Annotated in this window: 17 protein-coding genes and 1 pseudogene; 9 read left to right on the top strand and 9 right to left on the bottom strand. The window is 67.3% G+C overall.

The genetic code is table 11. The annotated features are described in order from the left end of the window. Positions 1-7 precede the first annotated feature (7 nt). From FND50_RS08055 to FND50_RS08065, 3 genes are read right to left on the bottom strand one after another with little or no spacing between them, the layout of a single operon-like run. A complete protein-coding gene (locus tag FND50_RS08055) occupies positions 8-883 on the bottom strand; it encodes a MaoC/PaaZ C-terminal domain-containing protein (RefSeq protein WP_144285384.1) in 876 nt (291 codons plus the stop codon). A gap of 5 nt (positions 884-888) precedes the next feature. Further along, positions 889-1320: an SRPBCC family protein gene (locus FND50_RS08060; protein ID WP_005243970.1), complete on the bottom strand. Its 432-nt coding sequence runs from the start codon at positions 1318-1320 to the stop codon at positions 889-891. A 47-nt stretch (positions 1321-1367) separates the two neighbouring features. Then, entirely contained in the window at positions 1368-2552 is a 1185-nt protein-coding gene (locus tag FND50_RS08065) for a lipid-transfer protein (RefSeq protein WP_144285385.1), read from the bottom strand. Between the two features lie 103 nt (positions 2553-2655). Between FND50_RS08065 and FND50_RS08070 the strand changes: the two genes are divergently transcribed. Next, on the top strand, positions 2656-3351 hold the full coding sequence (locus FND50_RS08070) for a TetR/AcrR family transcriptional regulator (RefSeq protein ID WP_144285386.1): 696 nt from the start codon (positions 2656-2658) through the stop codon (positions 3349-3351). Positions 3352-3374: 23 nt separating this feature from the next. Then, the gene (locus FND50_RS08075; RefSeq protein ID WP_260850938.1) at positions 3375-5666 is read left to right on the top strand and encodes a serine/threonine-protein kinase; all 2292 of its coding nucleotides are present in this window, start codon (positions 3375-3377) and stop codon (positions 5664-5666) included. Here the strand turns inward: FND50_RS08075 and FND50_RS08080 are convergent, their stop codons facing one another. Next, positions 5667-6929, bottom strand: coding sequence for an Nramp family divalent metal transporter (locus tag FND50_RS08080; RefSeq protein WP_144285387.1), 1263 nt, complete (start codon positions 6927-6929; stop codon positions 5667-5669). A 165-nt stretch (positions 6930-7094) separates the two neighbouring features. Here FND50_RS08080 and FND50_RS08085 point away from each other — a divergent pair, with 165 nt between their 5' ends. Continuing rightward, on the top strand, positions 7095-8273 hold the full coding sequence (locus FND50_RS08085; RefSeq protein ID WP_144285388.1) for a hydroxylase: 1179 nt from the start codon (positions 7095-7097) through the stop codon (positions 8271-8273). Positions 8274-8319: 46 nt separating this feature from the next. Here FND50_RS08085 and FND50_RS08090 read toward each other — a convergent pair whose 3' ends face one another. The 3 genes from FND50_RS08090 to FND50_RS08100 form a co-directional block, all read right to left on the bottom strand. After that, on the bottom strand, positions 8320-9621 hold the full coding sequence (locus FND50_RS08090) for a bifunctional o-acetylhomoserine/o-acetylserine sulfhydrylase (RefSeq protein ID WP_144285389.1): 1302 nt from the start codon (positions 9619-9621) through the stop codon (positions 8320-8322). A gap of 40 nt (positions 9622-9661) precedes the next feature. Next, positions 9662-10189, bottom strand: coding sequence for an OsmC family protein (locus FND50_RS08095; protein WP_144285390.1), 528 nt, complete (start codon positions 10187-10189; stop codon positions 9662-9664). A 233-nt stretch (positions 10190-10422) separates the two neighbouring features. Beyond that, positions 10423-11832 (bottom strand): PLP-dependent aminotransferase family protein, encoded by a 1410-nt coding sequence (locus FND50_RS08100; protein WP_144285391.1) that lies wholly within the window; start codon positions 11830-11832, stop codon positions 10423-10425. A 49-nt stretch (positions 11833-11881) separates the two neighbouring features. Here FND50_RS08100 and FND50_RS08105 point away from each other — a divergent pair, with 49 nt between their 5' ends. After that, positions 11882-12340, top strand: a complete 459-nt coding sequence (locus FND50_RS08105) for a carboxymuconolactone decarboxylase family protein (protein ID WP_007298154.1) — start codon at positions 11882-11884, stop codon at positions 12338-12340. Positions 12341-12388: 48 nt separating this feature from the next. Here the strand turns inward: FND50_RS08105 and hppD are convergent. Continuing rightward, a pseudogene (hppD, locus tag FND50_RS08110) lies at positions 12389-13593 on the bottom strand (4-hydroxyphenylpyruvate dioxygenase). 217 nt (positions 13594-13810) lie between these two features. On the opposite strand from hppD, the gene FND50_RS08115 reads away from it, so the two are divergent. Continuing rightward, on the top strand, positions 13811-14458 hold the full coding sequence (locus FND50_RS08115) for an IclR family transcriptional regulator (protein ID WP_005243949.1): 648 nt from the start codon (positions 13811-13813) through the stop codon (positions 14456-14458). Between the two features lie 5 nt (positions 14459-14463). Here the strand turns inward: FND50_RS08115 and FND50_RS08120 are convergent, their stop codons facing one another. Next, on the bottom strand, positions 14464-15006 hold the full coding sequence (locus FND50_RS08120) for a gamma carbonic anhydrase family protein (RefSeq protein ID WP_186301254.1): 543 nt from the start codon (positions 15004-15006) through the stop codon (positions 14464-14466). A gap of 213 nt (positions 15007-15219) precedes the next feature. Here FND50_RS08120 and FND50_RS08125 point away from each other — a divergent pair, with 213 nt between their 5' ends. From FND50_RS08125 to FND50_RS08140, 4 genes are all read left to right on the top strand, one after another. After that, entirely contained in the window at positions 15220-16437 is a 1218-nt protein-coding gene (locus FND50_RS08125) for a CaiB/BaiF CoA-transferase family protein (RefSeq protein WP_144285393.1), read from the top strand. Positions 16438-16453: 16 nt separating this feature from the next. Then, positions 16454-17323, top strand: coding sequence for a hydroxymethylglutaryl-CoA lyase (locus FND50_RS08130; protein ID WP_144285394.1), 870 nt, complete (start codon positions 16454-16456; stop codon positions 17321-17323). A gap of 28 nt (positions 17324-17351) precedes the next feature. Next, on the top strand, positions 17352-18719 hold the full coding sequence (locus FND50_RS08135) for an SLC13 family permease (protein WP_144285395.1): 1368 nt from the start codon (positions 17352-17354) through the stop codon (positions 18717-18719). A 220-nt stretch (positions 18720-18939) separates the two neighbouring features. Beyond that, on the top strand, positions 18940-21219 hold the full coding sequence (locus tag FND50_RS08140) for a bifunctional SulP family inorganic anion transporter/carbonic anhydrase (RefSeq protein WP_144285396.1): 2280 nt from the start codon (positions 18940-18942) through the stop codon (positions 21217-21219). Position 21220 lies beyond the last annotated feature (1 nt).

Consider the following 21220-nt stretch of genomic DNA (forward strand, 5'->3'; position numbering starts at 1 on the left):
CGTACTCCTAGGTTTCTGTGTCCGCGATGACGGCGAGGCCGTCCTTGATGACGAGTTCGTCGCCGACGGTCGTCTCGTAGGCGTACGACGTGGTCCCGCCCGGGGACTCGGCGACCTGCCGGAACTGCGTGGCGATGTCCTGGCCGGGCAGGACGGGTTTCGCGAACCGCACCGCGAGCCTGCGGAGGCGTTCGACCCGGCCGTCGGCGAGTTCGGTGAGCGCCGCCCACGACGTGAATGCCATGGTGCACAGGCCGTGGTTGATGATTCCGGGAAGTCCGGACATCCGGGCGATCTCGTCGTCCAGGTGGATCGGCATCGGATCACCGGAGGCGGGCGAGTACCGAAACGTCTGGTCCTCGTCGATGTGCTGGGTGATCGACGAGACCGGGGCCTGTCCGCGCAGGGACTCGTCGAACCGGTGCGCGGGTGCCTGCTCGCCGAGTCCGGCTCCCGCATCTACCTTCCGGAAGAACGCGGTCATCCACTGCTCGTTGACCAGTTCACCGTCGTCCGTGGTGGTTTCGACGTAGACGACGACGGTGGAGCCGTTCTCCCGACCCTCGAATCCGATCGGTTTCGCACGGACCACGAGGTTGTCGCCGGGACGGATCGGACGGTGGAAGTGGAAATCCTGCTCCCCGTGCACGAGTTTCATGAGCAGTTCGACCGGGGCGACGGACAGTGCCGCCGGTGCCATCGACGTGAACGCGGGGACCACGGCGAACACCGGTGGCGCGACGTCGCCGGCGAGATGGCGTTCGATGGGATCGTTGGTGGCCGCGGCGTATTCGGCGATGCGCTCGGCGGTGACCTCGAACCGTTGCGGATCGGTCCACTCGCCGAGGCCGCTCGTGTCGAATTCGACTGTGGGGGTGGTCATGCGGATCAGCCCACCATGTCGGCGAACCCGGCCAGGGACGCCTCCAGATCCGCCTTGGCGTTCTTGGCGACGGCCTTGCCGATGGGTCCGACGATCATCGTGCCGGTGAAGCTCGCGTCGATGATCGCCGTGGATCCGGCGCCGTCCGGCTCGACCTTCAACGTGAATTCGACGGTCACCCCCGCCATGCCGGTGCCGGAGATCTTCACCATCTCGGGCACCTGCACCTCGGTGACGGTCCACTCGATCTTGTTGGCCATGCCCATCACGGAGACGACCTCGGTGAACTTCGATCCGAGTGCCACCTCGGCGGGGATCTCGCTCTTCCACGACTGGTGGATGGTGAGCCACTCCTCCCAGCGGGACAGGTTGGAGAGCGCGTCCCACGCCTTGTCGGGGGAGGCGGGCAAGGACGCTGCGACGGAAACGGAAGCCATGGTGTACTCCTGGTGTTCGAGGTGAAAGGAATTGTGAGAGAGACGGATCAGAGTGCGCGGTAGGCGGTGACGACGACGGCACCGCCGAGGCCGATGTTGTGCTGGAGGGCGACCGCGGCGCCGTCGACCTGGCGCTTGTCGGCCGTGCCGCGGAGTTGCCAGGTGAGTTCGCTGCACTGGGCGAGGCCGGTGGCGCCGAGGGGATGCCCCTTGGAGATGAGACCGCCGGACGGGTTGACCACCCAGCGCCCGCCGTACGTGGTGTCGTCATTGTCGACGAGTTTGCCGCCCTCGCCCTCGCCGCACAGGCCGAGCGCCTCGTAGGTCAGCAGTTCGTTGGTGGAGAAGCAGTCGTGGAGTTCGATGACGTCGATGTCGTCCGGTCCGATGCCTGCCTGTTCGTACACGCGGGCCGCGGCCGTGCGGGTCATGTCCGCGCCGACCAGACTGATCGCACTCCGGTCCTCGAACGTGCTCGGGAGGTCGGTGACCATGGACTGGCCGACGATCTCCACGGCCTGCCCGGCGAGGTCGTGCTTGTCGACGAACTCCTCGCTCACGACGACGACGGCACCGGAGCCGTCCGAGGTGGGGGAGCACTGCAGTTTGGTGAGGGGCCCGTAGATCGGCTTCGAGCCGAGGATCTCGTCGAGCGTGTACTCGACCTGGAACTGGGCGTACGGGTTGTTCTGTGAGTGGCGGTGGTTCTTCACGCCGATCTCGGCGAACTGTTCCGCCGTGGTCCCGAACCGTTCCATGTGTTCCTTGCCGGCGGCGCCGAACATGTAGGGGGCCGGCGGCATCGCGAACTCCTGAAGTTCGGCGAGCGCGAGGAGGTGGCGCATCATCGGCTGTTCCCGGTCGTCGTACGTGGACCCGAGCGAACCGGCCTGCATCTTCTCGAAGCCCAGCGCGAGTGCGCAGTCCACCTGCCCGCTCAGGACCGCCTGCGTGGCGAGGAAGAGCGCGGTCGACCCCGTCGAACAGTTGTTGTTGACGTTCACGATGGGAATGCCGGTGAGGCCGAGTTCGTAGACCGCCCGCTGTCCCGACGTCGACTCGCCGTACACGTATCCGACGTACGCCTGCTCCACGAGCCGGTACTCGATCCCGGCGTCCTCGAGTGCCCTGCCACCGGCCTCACGCGCCATGTCGGGGTAGTCCCACTCGCGTGCACCCGGCTTCTCGAACTTCGTCATCCCGACGCCGACGACGAACACTCTGTTACCCATTGCGGCTCCCTGAGTCCGGAGAAATGTGTGTGTGACACCCTGTCTCACCAAAGTATGTGAGACAAGGTGTCCAGTCAACAGTCGGGTGGGTAACGTATGCGTGATGCCGGACAAAGTGGAAACCGCCGCGTCGCCCCAGGGGGACGGCCGTGCCACGCGCTGGGAGGACCACAAGGCGGAACGCCGCAGCCGGATTCTCGAAGCCGCGATGGACGCCATCAACGAGGACGGTCCCGACGTGGGCGTCCAGCAGATCGCGAACCGCGCCGACGTCCCGCGATCGGTGGTCTACCGGATCTTCACCGATCGCGGTGACCTCGACGAGCAGCTACGCGCGCGCATCATCGAACGACTGATGGCGGACCTCGCGCCCACGTTGACACCGGAGGGGACCGTGGGCGAGGCAATCGCCCGCGCCGTCGAGACGTACCTTCGGTGGATCGTGGAATATCCACGGCTCCACCAATTCCTCGGCACCGGATCGCCGAGCAGGCGAACGACCGGCTCACGTGTGGTCACCGGAACGAAGACCGCGATCGCGCTCCAGCTGTCGGGTCTGCTCGCGACGGTCCTCGACACGGTGGCCGGCAACTCTGACCTGGCCGAGTCGCTGGCCTTCGGGTTGGTGGGACTCGTGGATGCCAGCGTCAATCGATGGCTGAGCAACCCGCAGTCGGCGCTCGGCAGCGACGAGCTGGCGGAGTTCCTCGAGGTGTCGATCTGGCAAGTGCTGCACGGCAATCTGGCGCGGATCGGCGTCACCATCGACCCGTCGACCCCGGTGTCGGAACTGCAGTAGTCGGCCGGGTATGGCCAGCTACCATGGCTTTCATGCCCTCCCGGCGAGGTTCACCGGCCGCTTCCGAGCAGGCCTGGGTGTCGGACACGGCGGTCGGTGACGCCGTCGCGCGCTTCGCCAGTGCCTGGGAATCCTCGTCGTCCGCGCCCGATCTGGTTGCCTACCTGCCCGCGTCTCCCGCGCTCCGCCGGGTCACGCTCATCGAACTCGTCAAGGTCGACCTGGAGAACCGCTGGCTGCGCGGCGACCACCCGAAACGGCTCGGCCAATACTGTGAGGAGCTGCCGGAACTGCGGCGGTGGCCGTTGCCGCCGGATCTGCTGTACGAGGAGTTTCACATCCGGCGGCGCAGCGGGGAGTCGGTCGAGGCGAGCGAGTACACGCAGAATTTTCCGGGTCAGGCCGGTGAGCTCGACGAACTGTTCGGCACCGGGGAGTACCACAGCACGGCGCTCCATCGCGGGGAGACGACGCTGTCGGTGTCTCCGGGGAGCGGCGGAACGCTCGACGATCTGGAGGTGGGCCAGCGGATCGACGATTTCGATCTCGTGACCGGTCTCGGCAGGGGCGCGTTCGCGCGGGTGTTCCTGGCCCGGCAGCGGTCGCTGCAACGGATGGTCGCCGTCAAGATTTCCCTGGACCACGGCACCGAGCCGCAGACTCTGGCCCAGTTCGACCACGACTACATCGTCCGGGTCTTCGATCAACGCCTCCTCGCGGGCCGTGACCTGAGGCTGCTGTACATGCAGTACGTCCCGGGCGGCACCCTGCTCGACGTGGTCGCCCGGGTTCGTGAGACGCCACCGGATTCGCGCAGCGGCGCCGTGCTGCTGGACGCGATCGACCGGGCCCTGGTCGGTCGAGGCGAGATCCGGCCCAGCGAATCCGGGGCGCGCCGGGAGGTCGCGACGCTGACCTGGCCCGAGACGGTCGCCTGGCTCGGCCGGCGGCTGGCGGAGGCGCTCGACTACGCCGGACGCCACGGCGTCCTGCACCGCGACGTCAAACCGGCGAACGTGCTGCTGACGGCTGAGGGCGTCCCCAAGCTCGCCGACTTCAACATCAGTTTCAGCCGCAACGTCGCCGGGTCGAGTCCGGTCGCGTACTTCGGCGGTTCGCTGGCCTACATGTCACCCGAACAGCTCGAGGCGATCCACCCGGACCGGCCGGGCGCACCCGGCGATCTCGACACCCGCAGCGACCTGTATTCGCTCGCGGTCGTCCTGTGGGAGTTGCTGACCGGCAGAAGGCCTTTCGACGACAGCGACGCCGAACTGCGCTCCCACCCGCCCGGCGACCGCACCACTCTCGACGCGATGCTCGCGCGGCGGCGCGGACCGGACGAACCGGCCGCCGACGCGCTGCCCGCCGACTGTCCGAACGCGCTGCGGCGCGTGTTGCTGAAATCGCTGGCGCCGGCACCGAAGGATCGGTTCTCCTCCGGTGCCGAACTCGCCCAGCAGCTCGACGTCTGCCTCGACGCGCACGCCCGAGATCTGGTCGATCCGCCGCCGGGAAGCTGGCGGCTGCGGATGCGGCGGTGGACGCACCCGATCATGTTCCTGGCCATTGCAGTTCCCAATCTGCTGGCGATCCTCTACAGCTACCAGCACAACAGCACCCTGATCATCAGCAAGCTGCCGCCCGCCGCGCAGGAGAATTTCGAGCGGATCACCCGGATCGACTACACGGTCGCGTTCCTCATCGGAGCCGTGGGCACGGTGTCGATGGTGATCTACCTGACGATGGTGGCCGGCGGGCTGCGCCGGGGGCGGGTCTACACCGGCGCCCAGCTCGCCAGGGCGCGCCGGGACACCCTGCTGCTCGGCCAGCGGTGTGCACTGCTCTGCCTCGGTCTGTGGATCGTCAGCGGCCTCGTCGTGCCGATCACGTTGGAGGTGAGCGGCAGTCAGGTTCCGTGGAACACGATCGTCCACTTCACTGCATCTCAGCTCGTGTGCGGAGCGATCGCGGTGGTCTACCCATTCTTCTTCGTGAACTTCTACGCCGTCCGCTGCCTCTACCCGGTGTTTCTGCGGCACGGCGAGATCAGTGCGTCCGACGCCCGGATGTTGAAGCGGTTGGGGCGCCGCAGCACGTTCTTCCTCGCCGCGGCCGCCGCCGTGCCGCTGCTCGGGATCGCGGGAGCCACGTTCATTCCCCCGGAGGACCTGCCCCGGGTGATCGTCGCGCTCCGCGTCCTGTGCGTCGGCAGCGTCATCGCTTTCGTGGCGGCCTACTGGATGTTCCGGATGCTGTCCGAGGACCTGCACGCGCTGGAGCGCGTCGTGTCCGGTGCGCCGCGGCACGAGTGATCAGGCCGAACCCACGAACGTCAGCCACAGCAGCGAGACATTGAGCACGACGATCAACGACGCCGCCACCCAGGCGGCGACCGTGGTGGCCGTCGCGTTGCGGTGGACGCCCATCAGGTCGCGGCTCGACGTCATCCGCACGAGTGGAATCACCGCGAACGGGATGCACAGGCTGAGAACCACCTGACTGAGGACGAGCGCGAACGTGGGATCGACGCCGATCGCCAGCACGACCAGTGCCGGAATCAAGGTGACCACCCGGCGCAGCAACAGCGGGATGCGCATCGACAGCAGGCCGTACATGATCTCGGAGCCGGCGGCGCAGCCGATCGACGTGGACGCCAGGCCGGACGCCAGCAGTCCGACGGCGAAGACGACGGCGACGGTGGGGCCGAGCGAACTCTGGATGGCGGCGTGCGCGCCGTCGATCGAATCGGTGCCCGGAATGCCGCGCAGGGCCGAGGCGGCGAGCAGCAGCATTCCGATGTTCACCGCGCCCGCCACGATCAGCGCACCGACCACGTCCCACTTCGTCACCCGCAGCAGTCGCGCGAGGCGGGGGCCTTCCAGGTCGTTCCCGTGCCGGTCGCGGGCGAGGGCGGAATGGAGGTAGATCGCGTGCGGCATCACGGTGGCGCCGAGCATGCTCGCGGCGAGCAGGACCGTCTCGGTGCCCTCGAAACGCGGCACGAGTCCGGCAAGCGCGTCCGTACCCGACACGTCGGTGAACGCGAGTCCGGTGAGGAACCCGACGGTGATGATTGTCAGGAGTCCCATCACGACGAACTCGAACGTCCGCTGTCCGCGGCGGCTCTGGATCGACAGGATGCCCATCGACACGACGCCGGTGATCAGGCCACCGACGAAGAGGGGAACGCCGAACAGGAGATGGAGTGCGATCGCGCCGCCGATCACCTCGGCGAGGTCGGTGGCGATCGCCATCGCCTCCGCCTGCAGCCAGAACGCGCGGCGGTTCCCGGTCCGCAGGCGGGTCCCCAGCATCTCGGGCAGTGATTTGCCGGTGACCAGCCCGAGTTTCGCGGACAGGTACTGCACCAGCACCGCCATGGCATTGGCGAGCACGAGCACCCAGACGAGCAGGTACCCGTACTTCGCGCCCGCGGTGAGGTTGGCGGCCACGTTTCCGGGGTCGACGTACGCGATGGCAGCCACGAACGCGGGCCCGAGGAGCGCGACAGTTCGGATACTGCCCTTGCGGGGCGAGCGGCGCGGGAGGAGAGGGCGGGGTGCCTCGATGCTCACGGTGCTCCTGGTCGTGGTCTGCGGATCTACCTGCTGATTCGTCTCTCCGCACTATAGATTTAGGGATTGCGAACTTACAAGCGCGGGGGCCGGATCGGCTCGGAACTGCCACCTCGGCGCTATATTGACTAGAACGTGTTCTATTCGCGGTGGAAGGGAGTCCCTATGGGACAGGTTCTCGACAGAATCGACGGCATCGCCGAGGAGATTCGCGGGCAGGCCGTCCAGTCGGAGGCGGATTGCCGGCTCACCGACACCGCCGCAGCCCTCCTGCGCGACTCCGGCGCGATCCGGTTGCTGCAGCCCAAGCTCTACGGCGGCTACGAGGTCCACCCCCGCGAGTTCGCCGAGACCGTCATGGGAGTCGCCGCACTCGACGGTGCCAGCGGATGGGTCACCGGGATCGTCGGCGTGCACCCGTGGGAACTGGCTTTCGCCGACCCGCAGGTGCAGGAGGAGATCTGGGGCGAGGACAACGACACGTGGATGGCGTCCCCGTATGCGCCGATGGGGGTCGCGACACCGGTCGACGGCGGATACGTCCTGAAGGGACGGTGGTCGTTCTCGTCCGGCACCGACCACTGTCAGTGGGCCTTTCTCGGGGCAATGGTCGGCGACGGCGAAGGTGGCATCGCGATCCCGCCCTCGTCGCTGCATGTGATTCTGCCGCGCACCGACTATCAGATCGTCGAGGACACGTGGGACGTCATCGGATTGCGCGGAACGGGAAGCAAGGACCTGATCGTCGACGGTGCCTTCGTCCCGGCCTACCGGACGTTGAACGCGTCGAAGGTGATGGACGGACGTGCGCAGAAGGAGGCGGGCAGGCCGGAGCCTGTGTACAACATGCCGTACTCGTGCATGTTCCCGCTCGGCATCACGGCCGCCGTCATCGGCATCACCGAGGGCGCGCTGGCCTGTCACATCGCGGTGCAGAAGGACCGCGTCGCCATCACGGGCCAGAAGATCAAGGAGGATCCCTACGTGCTCAGTGCGATAGGAGAGTCCGCCGCCGAAATCAATGCGTCGCGGGTCTCCCTCATCGAGACCGCGGACCGGTTCTACGACAAGGTCGACGCGGGTAAGGAGATCACATTCGAGGAGCGTGCGATCGGCCGCCGCACCCAGATCGCCGCGGCCTGGCGTGCAGTGCGTGCCGTGGACGAGATCTTCGCGCGCGCCGGCGGTGGCGCGTTGCACTACAAGACGCCGATGCAACGGTTCTGGCGCGACGCGCACGCCGGCCTGGCGCACGCGGTCCACGTGCCCGGACCCACCAACCACGCGAGCGCGCTCACCCAGCTCGGCGGCGAACCGCAGGGGATGATGCGCGCCATGATCTGAAAGCGCCGGGAGGCCGAGGCGCGCGCCCCGGCCTCCCGGCATCGGATCAGACTGCGGCTGCGGTGAATCCGGTCTCGATGTCGGCGAGGATGTCGTCGATACCCTCGATGCCGACGGCGAGCCGGACCAGTCCGGGAGTCACACCGGCGGCGAGCTGCTCCTCCGGGGTCAGCTGCGAGTGCGTGGTGGACGCCGGGTGGATCACCAGCGAGCGCACGTCGCCGATGTTCGCGACGTGGCTGTGCAGGGTGAGCGCGTTGACGAACTTCTTGCCCGCGTCGATGCCGCCGGCCAGTTCGAACGTCACGATCGCGCCCGGACCCTTCGGGGTGAGCTGCCGTGCGCGCTCGTGCCACTGCGAGGACGGCAGACCCGCGTACGCCACGGACGTGACCTCCGGGCGGGCCTCGAGGAACTCCGCCACCTTCTGGGCGTTGGCGACGTGCCGCTCCACGCGCAGGCTGAGGGTCTCGATGCCCTGCGCGATGAGGAACGCGTTGAACGGGGCGACCGCCGAACCGAGGTCGCGGAGCAGCTGCACGCGCGCCTTCAGCGCGTAGGCCGGGGCGCCGAGGTCCGCGAAGACGACACCGTGGTAGCTCGGGTCCGGGGTGGTGAAGTTGCCGTGGCGGCCCCGGGTCCAGTCGAACGTGCCGCCGTCGACGATGACACCGGCGATCGCCGTGCCGTGACCGCCGAGGTACTTGGTGGCCGAATGCACCACGATGTCCGCGCCGTGCTTCAACGGTTGCAGCAGGTACGGCGTGGCTACCGTGTTGTCGACGATCAGCGGGATCCCGTTGTCGTGGCCGACCTTCGAGATTCCCGGGATATCCAGGATGTGGTTCTTCGGATTGGCGATCGTCTCGCCGTAGAACGCCTTGGTGTTCGGGCGGACGGCGCCGCGCCACTGCTCGAGGTCGTCCGGGTCCTCGACGAACGACACCTCGATGCCGAGCTTGGGCAGCGTGTAGTGGAAGAGGTTGTAGGTGCCGCCGTACAGGTACGGGCTGGAGACGATGTGGTCGCCTGCCTCCGCGAGGTTCAGCACCGCAAAGGTTTCCGCGGCCTGTCCGGAGGACAGCAGCAGGGCGGCGACGCCGCCCTCGAGCGCAGCGATGCGCTGCTCGACCGCGTCCTGCGTGGGGTTCATGATGCGGGTGTAGATGTTGCCCGGCTCGGCCAGACCGAACAGCGCGGCAGCGTGATCGGTGCTGTCGAACGTGTACGAGGTGGTCTGGTAGATCGGCAGCGCCCGCGCCTTGGTGGTCGTGTCGGACGTCTGCCCGGCGTGGATTTGCTTGGTCTCGAACGACCAGTTGACGGTGGGATCGATGCTCTCGGTCACGAGTGGGGTACTCCAGATTCGGTGAGGTGGATGTGGTGAATCAGTTGTCGTTGCTGTGTGTTTCGACCACGGTGCTGACCGGGGTCTGATTGCGGGTCAGGTCGAGGACGGGGCAGTGCGCATCCACCGCCTCCTGCAGTTCGAGGTAGCGCTCCCGCGATTCCGGCCCGGTCAGCGTCACGACGACGCGCACTTCGCCGAACCCGGCACGGACGGCGTCGTCGAAGCCGAAGAACCCGCGCACGTCGAGGTCACCCTCCGCGCGCGCCGAGATGTCGTCGACGCGGACACCGAGCTTCTCGGCCCAGAAGCGGTACGTCACCACCTGGCAGGAGAGCAGTGAAGCGAGGTAGTACTCCACGGGATTTGCGGCCGAATTGTCGCCGCCGAGCGCCGGCGGCTCGTCCACCTCGACGCTGTACTTGCCGAGCGTGACGGTGCTCGCGACGGCGTCGCGCGCCTGCGCGGAGGCGCGGAAGACGACGTGAGCGTTCGCGGAATCCTGGGAAACGGCGTCGCGGGTGGCGTCGATGACGGACGTGAGGTGCGAAACGGATGCAGTGGTCATGACAGTGCGAATCCTTCGAAAACGAGGGTGTGCAGGAAGAACCCGGCGTGGAGAAACGTCACGCCGGGGCGGGTCCGATCAGGAGATCGGACACCCCGAGGTACACACCAGTGCGAAATCGACGTGGCGACGCCGCGTCAGCAGCTCACCTGAGTCGATCACGCCGGATTCGGTCACGGATCAGACTGTAACCGCACGACACGCATTCCGACCAGTCCCGTAGGAAATTCTGCTCACGGAGTGGGCAGCGCGCGGCACAGGGCGTCGAGCGTGGCCGGGAAACGCGCGGACGACGGCGTGCTGTAGCCGACGACGAGTCCGTCGGGCCGGTCAGCGGGACCGTCCGGATGACGGAACGTGCGCAGACCCGCCACCGCGAGGCCGAGGGTCGCGGCCCGGTCGACGGTGGCCGCCTCGGTTCCGTCGGGAAGTTCGAGGACGGCGTGCAAACCGGCCGCGATGCCGGTGACGTGCACGTGTGGTGCGCGGGCGGCGAGGGTGTCGGCGAGGGTGTCGCGCCGGCGGCGGTAGAGGGTGCGCATCCTGCGGACGTGCCGGTCGAATGCGCCCCTCTCGATGAAGTCGGCCAGGGTGAGCTGGTCCGTCGCGCTGACCCATCTCTCGTATCCGCCCTTGACTGCCAGGACGTCGTCGATCAGGCGTTCCGGCAGCACCATCCATCCCACGCGGATCGCGGGGGAGAGGGTCTTGCTCACGGTGCCCAGGTAGGCCACCTCGTCCGGGGCCAGACCCTGCAGGGCGCCGACGGGCTGGCGGTCGTACCGGAACTCCCCGTCGTAATCGTCCTCGATCACGATCGCCCCCGTCGCACGTGCCCATTCCACGAAAGCTGTTCTCCTGCCAGGATGGAGCGGCCCACCGGTGGGGAATTGATGAGCCGGGGTGAGCAACGCCGCCGACAGTTGCCGGCCCCTCGTATCCGGGGGCTGTGCTCCGCGGGTATCGAGCTGCAGGGGAATGGTGGAGACGCCGGCGTCGCCGAGAAGTTCGCGATGCAGATGCAGCCCGTACCCCTCGACGGCGATCGGTCCCTTCACGGCGCGGGCGAGCAACCACAGTCCGTGCCCCGAGCTCGCACTGACCACGATGCGCTCGGGATCGGTGCGCACTCCTCGTGCGCGAGAAAGATATTCGGCGAGGGCGTGACGAAGTTCGGGGCGTCCGCGCGGATCACCCGGTCCGAACGCGTCGTTGGGCGCCGCGGTGAGCGCCCGACGGGCCGACGCCGTCCAGGCGGCACGCGGAAACTCCCCGACGTCGGGTGAACCGGGCATCAGGCTCAACGCCGGTCGGGGCGCGGCCGTGGAGCGGGTGTGCGGACGCCGGGCCGGCTCGCCTGCCCGATCGGCAACCCGGGTCCCCGACCCCTGCCGGGCGGTGAGCCAGCCCTCGGCCACGAGTTCGGAGTACGCCTCGGCGACGGTGTTGCGGGCGATGCCGAGGTCGAGGGCCAGGGTGCGGGACGGCGGGAGGGTGGTGCCGGCGACGAGCCGTCCCGATCGAATCGACTCGCGCAGAGCGGAAACCAGGTTCGCGCGCACCCCCGGCGCCCGTCCGCCGCCGGACGCGGTGAGGTCGAGATGGAGGTCGCGGCCCAGACCTGAATTGGCCCAAGATTCCATGCAGGAAGTGAACCATACAGATGGGCTATTTCGCGCTTACTGTTCTCGTATGACCACAACAGAGCGCAAGACCCGCGTCGACCTCGCACGCAAGGCCCCCGCCGTCTACAAGGCGATGATCGCCCTCGACGCCGCGGCACGGCAGGGCCTCGACCCGGAGCTGGTCGAGCTGGTGCTCACCCGTTGCTCCCAGATCAATCACTGTGCGTGGTGCATCGACATGCACACCGCCGATGCCCGCAAGATCGGTATCAGCGAACAGAAGCTGTACCTGCTGGGCGCGTGGGAGGAGGCGCACGGGCTGTACACCGACAAGGAGCGTGCCGCGTTCGCGCTCGCCGAGGCGATCACCGTGCTGACCGACGGCTTCGTCCCCGACTCGGTGTACGAGGAGGCGGAGGAGTACTTCGAGGAGACGGAACTGGCGCAGCTCATCTCGCTGGTGCTCACGATCAACGCGTGGAATCGCATCGCCGTGAGCACGCGGAAGACCCCGCGGGTGCGCTGACCCCGGGTAACGGACCCGCCACCTCTCGCCCGCTGCACTGCCGCCCGCTCAGAAGTTTCCGCGGGCGGCTTGTTCGCGTTCGATGGCTTCGAAGAGGGCTTTGAAGTTGCCGATGCCGAAGCCGAGGGAGCCGTGGCGTTCGATGAGTTCGAAGAACACGGTGGGGCGGTCGACGAGGGGTTTGGTGAAGATCTGCAGCAGGTAGCCGTCTTCGTCGCGGTCGACGAGGATGCCGCGTTTCTGCAGTTCGGCGATGGGGGCGCGGACGTTGCCGATCCGGGCCCGCAGTTCGGGGTCCTCGTAGTAGGAGTCGGGGGTGGCCAGGAATTCGACGCCCTCGGCGGTGAGCTGGTCGACGGCGGTGAGGATGTCATTGGTGGCCAGCGCCAGGTGCTGGGCGCCGGGTCCGCGGTAGAAGTCGAGGTATTCGTCGATCTGCGACCGTTTCTTGGCGATGGCGGGTTCGTTGAGCGGGAACTTGACCCGGTGGTTGCCGTTGGAGACGACTTTGCTCATCAGCGCGGAGTAGTCGGTGGCGATGTCCTCGCCGACGAATTCGGCCATGTTGGTAAACCCCATGACCCGGTTGTAGAAGTCGACCCAGTGGTCCATCTTGCCGAGTTCGACGTTGCCGACGACGTGGTCGAGGGCCTGGAACAGGCGTTTGGGGCGCCGTCGCGTTTGGTGTGCGACGACGTGCGGGCGATGTAGCCGGGCAGGTAGGGGCCGGTGTAGTTGCTGCGGTCGACGAGGGTGTGGCGGGTGTCGCCGTAGGTGGCGATCGCGGCGAGGCGGACGGTGCCGTGCTCGTCGGTCACCTCGTGGGGTTCGTCGAGGACGGTGGCGCCCTGGGCGCGGGCGTGGACGATGCATTTGTCGACGTCGGGGACGGCGAGGGCGATGTCGACGACGCCGTCGCCGTGGGTGCGGTGCTGCTCGATCAGGGGGCTGTCCGGGTTCACGGCGCCTTTGATGACGAAGCGGACGGCCCCGGATTCGAGGACGAAACTGTGGTGGTCGCGGTTGCCGGTGGTGGGTCCGGAGTAGGCGACGAGGGTCATCCCGAACGCGGACTGGAAGTAGTGGGCGGTCTGGGTGGCGTTGCCGACCACCCAGACGACGGCGTCCCAGCCGCTGACCGGGAACGGGTCGCGGGTGCCGTCGTACTCGACGAGCCCGACCAGCTGCTCGAGCTGGCCGAGGTCGAGACCTGCCAGGCGTTCCTTGTCGGTGAGAGTCTGCTCGATCGTCATGATGGTGCCTTTCCTTGCAAGGGTTTTCGGATACCCGGGATGTGCGTGCGACTGCGCACCGGGGGAGTGGCGAATGCCTGGCACAGAGGTAACCGGCCCCCGATCCCGCCGTCAACCGGCACCCGGGTAACTAGCCGCATCGACGGGATGCGGACGGTCGCGCGCCGCTTTCCTATACAATCTGAATACTTCAATGGGGCAATAGAAATGGACTGCGATGGTTGCGCGGAGTGAGATCGGCGTCGGAGTGCTCGCCCGCGCGGTGGCGATCCTCGACGTCGTCGAGTCGAGCCCGATGGGCGCGAGCGACCTCGCCCGTGAACTCGACCTGTCCCTGTCGACCACGTACCGGCTGGCGACCGACATGGTCAAGCACGGCCTCCTGCGCAAGGATCAGGAAGGCCGCTTCTACCTGGGTCAGCGATTCGTCACCACGGCGTTGAGCGACCTGGCGATTCCGGCGCTGCGGGAATTGAGCGAGGCGACAGGGGAATCCGCGCAGTTGTGGGTTCGCCGGGGCGAATCGCGTCTCTGCGCCGCGAGCGTCGATTCCCAGCACGAACTGCGGGTGGCGTTGCCCGTCGGAACGTTGGTACCGCTACCGCAGGGGTCGAGCGGCCACGTGCTGTCCGGAGACTGGGAGGCAGACCCCGAAGCCGTGAAATCGGGTTGGTGGGTGTCGGTTTCGGAACGCACACCGGGATCCGCGTCCATCAGTGCGCCGGTCCGCAGGCACGGCGAGATCGTGGCTGCCGTGTGCGTGTCGGGTCCCGAGGGGCGGATGGGGGAGAACCTGGGTGCGTCGATGGGCCGCGCAGTCGTCGCTGCCGCGCGGCAGATCGAGAAATCCGTTCCGGGCGACTGACTCGCTCAGGCGATGTCGAACGTGGTGACGTCCGCCGACCGATGTTGCTGCGCCAGTTGACGGTAGACCGCGGCGTTGGCGGCGTTGTGGGCTACCTCGTCGGCGGTCAGTTCGCGACGCACCTTGGCGGGCACGCCGGCGACGAGTGAGCGCGGCGGAATTCGAGTGCCCTCGAGTACCAGCGCGCCGGCGGCGACCAGCGACTGCTCGCCGATCACCGCTCCGTTGAGGACGGTGGCTCCCATGCCCACGAGGGCGCCGTCCCCCACGGTGCAGCCGTGCAGGACGGCGTTGTGCCCCACACTGACGTCCCGGCCGACGACGACGGGGAAACCCGGATCGACGTGAACGGCCACTCCGTCCTGAATGTTGCTGCCCTCGCCGAGGGTGATGGAATCGCAATCGGCACGCAGCACAGCGCCGTACCAGACGCTGGTCTCCGCGCCGAGTGTTGCGGCGCCGATCACCGCGGCGGTCGGCGCGACCCACGTGGTCTTCTCCGCGCGCGGCGAACGTCCATCGATCGCAACGACGTGTGGTTCTCTCACCGTGTTCTCCTCCTGTCGAGCAGCGGATTCCTGCTGCATTCCGCAACGTCCCGTCGTCCATTGTCGTGTGGCGCGGACTTCGGGCATTGCCAATTGTGACTGCTACCACTACCGTCATTCTTATCAGACGGGAATCTAACTGCCAAATAATGAGAATTAGCAGGTAGGAGCCCAGTCGTCATCCAGTACAGATCGACGAGGGAGAACTCTCACATGCAGGTCCCAGAGAACGGCCCACTGCACGGCATCCGTGTGCTGGAGCTCGGCAACTTCATCGCAGCCCCCATGGCGAGCCGCATATTCGCCGACTTCGGCGCCGAGGTCGTCAAGATCGAGCGCCCGGGCGTCGGCGACGAACTGCGGGGCTGGCGACGCCGCCGCGGCGCGACGTCGATGATGTTCCGCACCATCGCGCGCAACAAGCGGTCGGTCACTCTCGACCTCCGGACCGACGTGGGTCGCGCGATCATTCTCGACCTCGCCCGGAAGTCGGATGTCGTCATCGAGAACTTCCGTCCCGGAACGCTCGAGCGGTGGGGGATCGGGCCCGACCAGCTGACGGCCGCCAACCCTGACATCGTGCTCGTCCGGATCTCCGGCTACGGGCAGACCGGCCCGTACCGGGAGCGCACCGGATTCGGGGGCGTCGCCGAGGCCTTCGGCGGATTGCGGCACGTCACCGGCTATCCGGACCGTCAATCGGTCCGGGCCGCCGCCCCCATCGCCGACACGCTCGCCGGACTGCACGGCGCGATCGGCGCCCTGATGATGTTGCTGGCCAAGGCGAGGCAGGGCGATCACTCGACCCCGCGCGTCGCGGACGTGGCCCTGTACGAATCGGTGTTCATGGCGATGGAATCCCTCGTTCCCGACTACGACGCGTACGGCATGGTCCGAGAACGGACCGCGGGCAATCTGCCCGGCGTGGTGCCCAGTGGCGTCTATCCGTGTGACGGTGGCTCCGTCATGATCGCCGGAAACTCGAGTGGCGTGTTCGGCCGGTTGATGCAGGCCGTGGGTCGCGGCGATCTCGCTGACGACCCGGAACTGGCCGACGGGGATCAGCGATTCCGTCGTGAAGCCGAACTCGACGAGGCCATCTCGTCGTGGACGTCGGTGCGTCACCCCCGCGACGTCGTCGCCGAACTCGGCGCCGCCGGTGTGCCCGTCGGCGAGGTCTACGACGCCGTGCAGATCGCCGACGACGAGCACTACAACGCTCGCGGCATGCTGCAGAGCCTGAAAGTGTCCGTAGACGGGGAACCCGAAGAGGTGCGCTTCCCGGGAGTGGTCCCGCAGCTCGACGGCGAACCCACGCAGATCCGCTGGGCCGGCCCCGAACTGGGTGAGCACACCGACGAGATCCTCGGCGGATTGCTGAATCTGTCGGGTGATCAGCTCGACGACTACCGCTCTCGCAACGTCATCTGAATCGGAGGAGATTGAAATGTCAGTCACTATAACGGATGTCGTGCTGCGAGACGGACTGCAGGACGAGGATGTCGTCGTCTCCATCGACCACAAGATCGCGGTCGCGGACGCCCTCGTCGCCGCCGGTGTGAAGCACATCGAAGCGGCATCGTTCGTCTCGCCCACGCGTGTCCCGCAGATGGCGGACGCCGACGACGTCATCGCCCGTCTGCCCCGCACCGACCCGTCCGTCACGTACAGCGCTCTGGCACTCAACCCGCGCGGAGTACACCGTGCGATCGCGACCGCCATCGACGAGATCCAGGTCGTGACGTCCGCCAGTGCCGGGCACAGCACGGCGAACACGGGCCGGAACCCGGACGAGGCGCTGCACGGACTCGCCGAGGCATTGCAGAAGTACCCGGACCGGAGTTTCCTCGGAGGTGTGTCGACCGCGTTCGTCTGTCCGTTCGAGGGCATCATCGCCCCCGCCACGCTGGTGCGGGTGGCGAGCGCGATGGCCGCGATGGGTGTGCGCCGGCTCGGGCTGGCCGACACGCTCGGAACGGCCACCACCGAGCAGGTGCTCGCATCGGCCGGGGCGGTACGCGACGCCCTCCCCGACATCGAACTGAGCCTGCACCTCCACAATGCGCACGGTCAGGCCCTGGGCACCGTGATCGCCGCGCACCGGCAGCTCGGCATCAGGCACTTCGACAGCGCCATCGGCGGGTACGGAGGCTGCCCGTTCGCGCCCGGCGCCCACGGCAACCTCGCCACCGAGGAACTGGTCGCGCACCTGCACGCGCACGACATCGACACGGGGATCGATCAGCAGGCCCTCGGCCTCGCCGTCGACACCGTCAAACACGCTCTGGCACAAGCTCGGCCCCTCACCGCAGTGTGATCTGCGAACTCACCCCGAAAGGCCGACCATGGTCTACACAATCTCCATCGTCGCTCTGATCGCGATCTTCACAGTGGCGACACTCACCCCGATCAACATGGGCATCCTCGCGTTCGCCGGAGCGTTCGTCATCGGCGGCTGGGTGTCCGGGATCCCGGTCGAGGACATCATCGACGCCTTCCCCGGCAGCACGTTCATCATTGTCGGCGGCATCACGCTGCTGTTCGCCATAGCCAAGACGAACGGGACCATCGACCTCGTCATCGAAGCCTCGCTCCGACTCGTGCGCGGCAGGCGGTGGGCGATCCTGTGGATGATGTTCCTGCTGTCGGGACTGCTGATGGCCCTCGGGTCCGTCCTCGCGGTCGGGATGCTCGCCCCCATCGCGATGCCCCTCGCGGCCAAGAACAAGATCAACCCGTTCCTGATGGGTATGGTCATCAGCCACGGCGCCCTGGCCTGCGCGTTCTCGCCCATCAATCTCTACGGCGCGTTCATCAACGGGCTGATGGACTCGAGCGGCGTCGGAGCGAATCCGCTGGTCCTGTTCGCTCTGCCGTTCGTTCTCAACCTGGCCATCGCGATAGTGCTGTTCCTGATCTACGGCCTCGACCTGATCGGTCGCCGTACTCCCCGCCCCGTCGAGGAGACACCCGACGGCGGAGGATTCGGCGGTTCCTCGCGCCGGCCGTCCGGGGGAGTGGCGTCGGGCAACGGCCCGGGCGGGAACACCGCGACTCTCACCGATCGCGAGGTCATCGAGGAAGCGCTGATCCACGAAGGCGTGAAGCCGGTGACGATGAACCGGTGCCGGTTCGCGACGCTCGCCGGCATCGGGTTCCTCGTCGTCGGGTCGGTCGCGTTCGGAATCGACGTCGGTGTCAGCTCGATCTGCATCAGCGCGGTGCTGCTGCTGATGGCGCCCAAGTCGCACCCCAAGGTCATCGACAACGTGGCGTGGCCTGCCGTGGTACTCGTGTGCGGGATGCTCACCTACATGGCGGTCATGACGCAGAACGGCACGCTCGACTTCCTCGGCGATGCGGCGTCGGCGCTCGGATCGCCGTTGCTGACCGCGCTGATCCTCTGCTACGCGGTCGCGATCATCTCCGCGTTCGGATCGTCGATCGGTACACTCGGCATCGCGTTGCCCCTCGCCGCGCCGATGCTCGCGATGGGTGAGGTGGGGGCCGTGGGATTCGTCGCGGCCCTGGCATTCTCCGCGACGGTGGTCGACGTCAGCCCGTTCTCGACGAACGGCGTGATGGTGCTCGCCAACGCACAGGTCGAGGACAAGGGCCGCTTCCAGCGCAAGATGCTCGCCTACTGCGGTCTGATCGTGTTGTCGGCCCCCATGTTCGTCTGGGCACTGGTCGTCGTGCCCACGTCCGTCTAGGTCCGACCGGCCGTGCCGGTCACCGTTTTCCTCGGTGACCGGCACGTCTCACGGTGCGAGGATGGATGTGGTGAACTTTGTGTACTTTAAGTTTCATGTAATGGACTGTTGTCCACTAGGTTTCGATTCACCTGGGCGAAAAGTGCTGCCGCAGTGACACATGCCACAAGATCACGTCCGTTTCGGGCGTTTCGTCGTTCTCCGCCCGTAAGGTGACGACATGTCGATCCTCGAGAACGAGAAAGCACCCCCATCCGGTGCACCCGCCCCCGGACCGACCCTCGGCGAAAGGTTGCGAGATAACGCGCGATACGACCTGCCCGCGTCGCTCGTCGTCTTCCTCGTCGCACTGCCACTGTCGCTCGGTATCGCGATCGCGTCCGACGCCCCGATCATGGCGGGGCTCATCGCGGCGATCGTCGGCGGTGTGGTGGCGGGTTCCATCGGTGGCTCACCACTCCAGGTCAGCGGTCCTGCCGCCGGATTGACCGTGGTGGTAGCAGAATTGGTCGCCACATTCGGCTGGAAGGCCACATGCGCGATCACCGTCGCAGCCGGATTCCTTCAAATCATCTTCGGGCTCAGTAGAATTGCCCGTGCGGCCCTGGCCATCGCGCCGGTCGTGGTCCACGCCATGCTGGCCGGCATCGGAATCACGATCGCCCTCCAGCAGATTCACGTCCTACTCGGTGGCAGCTCGCACAGCTCGACCGTCGAGAACATCACTCAGCTCCCCGGCCAGCTGACGTCCGCCCGCTACGGCGACGTGCTCGTGGGATCGGTGGTCATCGCCGTCCTGCTGTTCTGGAAGAAGATCCCCGGCAAGCTGCAGGTGCTCCCCGGCCCGCTGGTCGCCGTCGTCGCCGCCACCGTTCTGTCCCTTGTCCTCCCACTCGACATCGATCGAATCACGTTGGACGGCTCCCTGTTCGACGCCGTGGCACTGCCTTCGATGCCGGACGGCCCGTGGCTCGCAGTGGCCACCGGCGTACTCACGGTCGCGCTGATCGCGAGCGTCGAGAGCCTGTTGTCCGCGGTCTCCGTCGACAAGATGCACGGCGGCACGCGTTCGGAGTTCAACCGTGAACTCGTCGGTCAGGGCTCGGCCAACATGCTCTCGGGTCTCATCGGCGGTCTGCCGGTCACCGGTGTGATCGTGCGCAGTTCCACCAACGTGGCCGCCGGGGCGCGCACCCGGGCGTCCGCCGTGCTGCACGGCGTGTGGATCCTCGTCTTCGCCGCGCTGCTCACCGGACTCGTCGAGCAGATCCCGATGGCAGCACTGGCCGGCCTCCTCATCGTGATCGGCATCCAGCTCGTCAAAATGGCTCATCTGCGGACGGCCCGGCGCACCGGCGACCTGTGGGTGTACGGCGTGACCGTGGCCGGCGTGGTCTTCCTGAACCTGCTCGAGGGTGTGATCATCGGCCTTGCACTCGCGGTGGTCCTGCTGTTGTGGCGGGTCATCCACCCCAAGATGCGGGCCGAACCTGTCGGCTCCGAGGATTCCGGGCGGTGGCGCGTGACCGTCGAGGGGTCGTGCAGCTTCCTGTCCATGCCGGCGTTGACGGGGATCCTCGCGAAGGTGCCCGAGGGCGCGCACGTCACCGTGGAACTGGCGGTCGACTTCCTCGACCACGCCATGTTCGAGGCGATCGACGACTGGAAGCGTCACCACGAGCGGAACGGTGGAACGGTCGTGATCGACGCGCTCGGTCCCGTCGACATGGACGCCGTCGGCGCGTCGCCGCCCAGGCGCGGCATCGGCGTGGTGAGCTCCCGCGGGTTCGCCCCGTGGAAGAGTTGGCAGCCGCGGCACACCGACGCCGAGAACTCCACCACCACACCGGCGGCACTTCGACCGGTCCTCGCGGGAGTGTCGGAGTATCACCGGCGGAACGCGGCTCAGCTGCTCCCGCACCTCGACGAACTGCGGGACGGGCAGCGCCCCGACTCGTTGTTCCTCACCTGCTCCGATTCACGCATCGTGCCGAACGTGATCACCAGCAGCGGTCCGGGGGACCTGTTCACGGTGCGCAACGTGGGCAATCTCGTCCCCACCGGAAAGCAGGACGTGTCGGTCGAGGCGGGACTGGCCTTCGCCCTCGACGAACTCGAGGTCAGCTCGGTGATCGTGTGCGGCCACTCCGGCTGCGGCGCGATGAAGGCCGTGCTCGCGAGTGCACCGACCGACACCGACGGGTCCGATCGCGACGCCGTCGAACAGTGGCTGACGTTCGCGCAGCCGAGCCGGAACGCGTTCCTCAGCGGTCATCCGGTGGCACGGGCAGCGGCCGAACTCGGATTCGACGAGGTCGACCAGCTGGGCATGGTGAATGTGGCGGTCCAGGTGCAAACCCTCGGGCGCCATCCCCTCGTCGGCGCTGCGGCGGCCGAGGGTCGAGTACGCGTCGCGGGAATGTTCTTCGACATTCCGTCCGCCCGCGTACTCGAGATCACCTCGACCGGTGTGTCCTACCTGGACCACGTCCCCACATGAT

Source organism: Rhodococcus sp. WB9 (assembly GCF_007558985.1).
Classification (GTDB): Bacteria; Actinomycetota; Actinomycetes; order Mycobacteriales; family Mycobacteriaceae; genus Rhodococcus_F; species Rhodococcus_F opacus.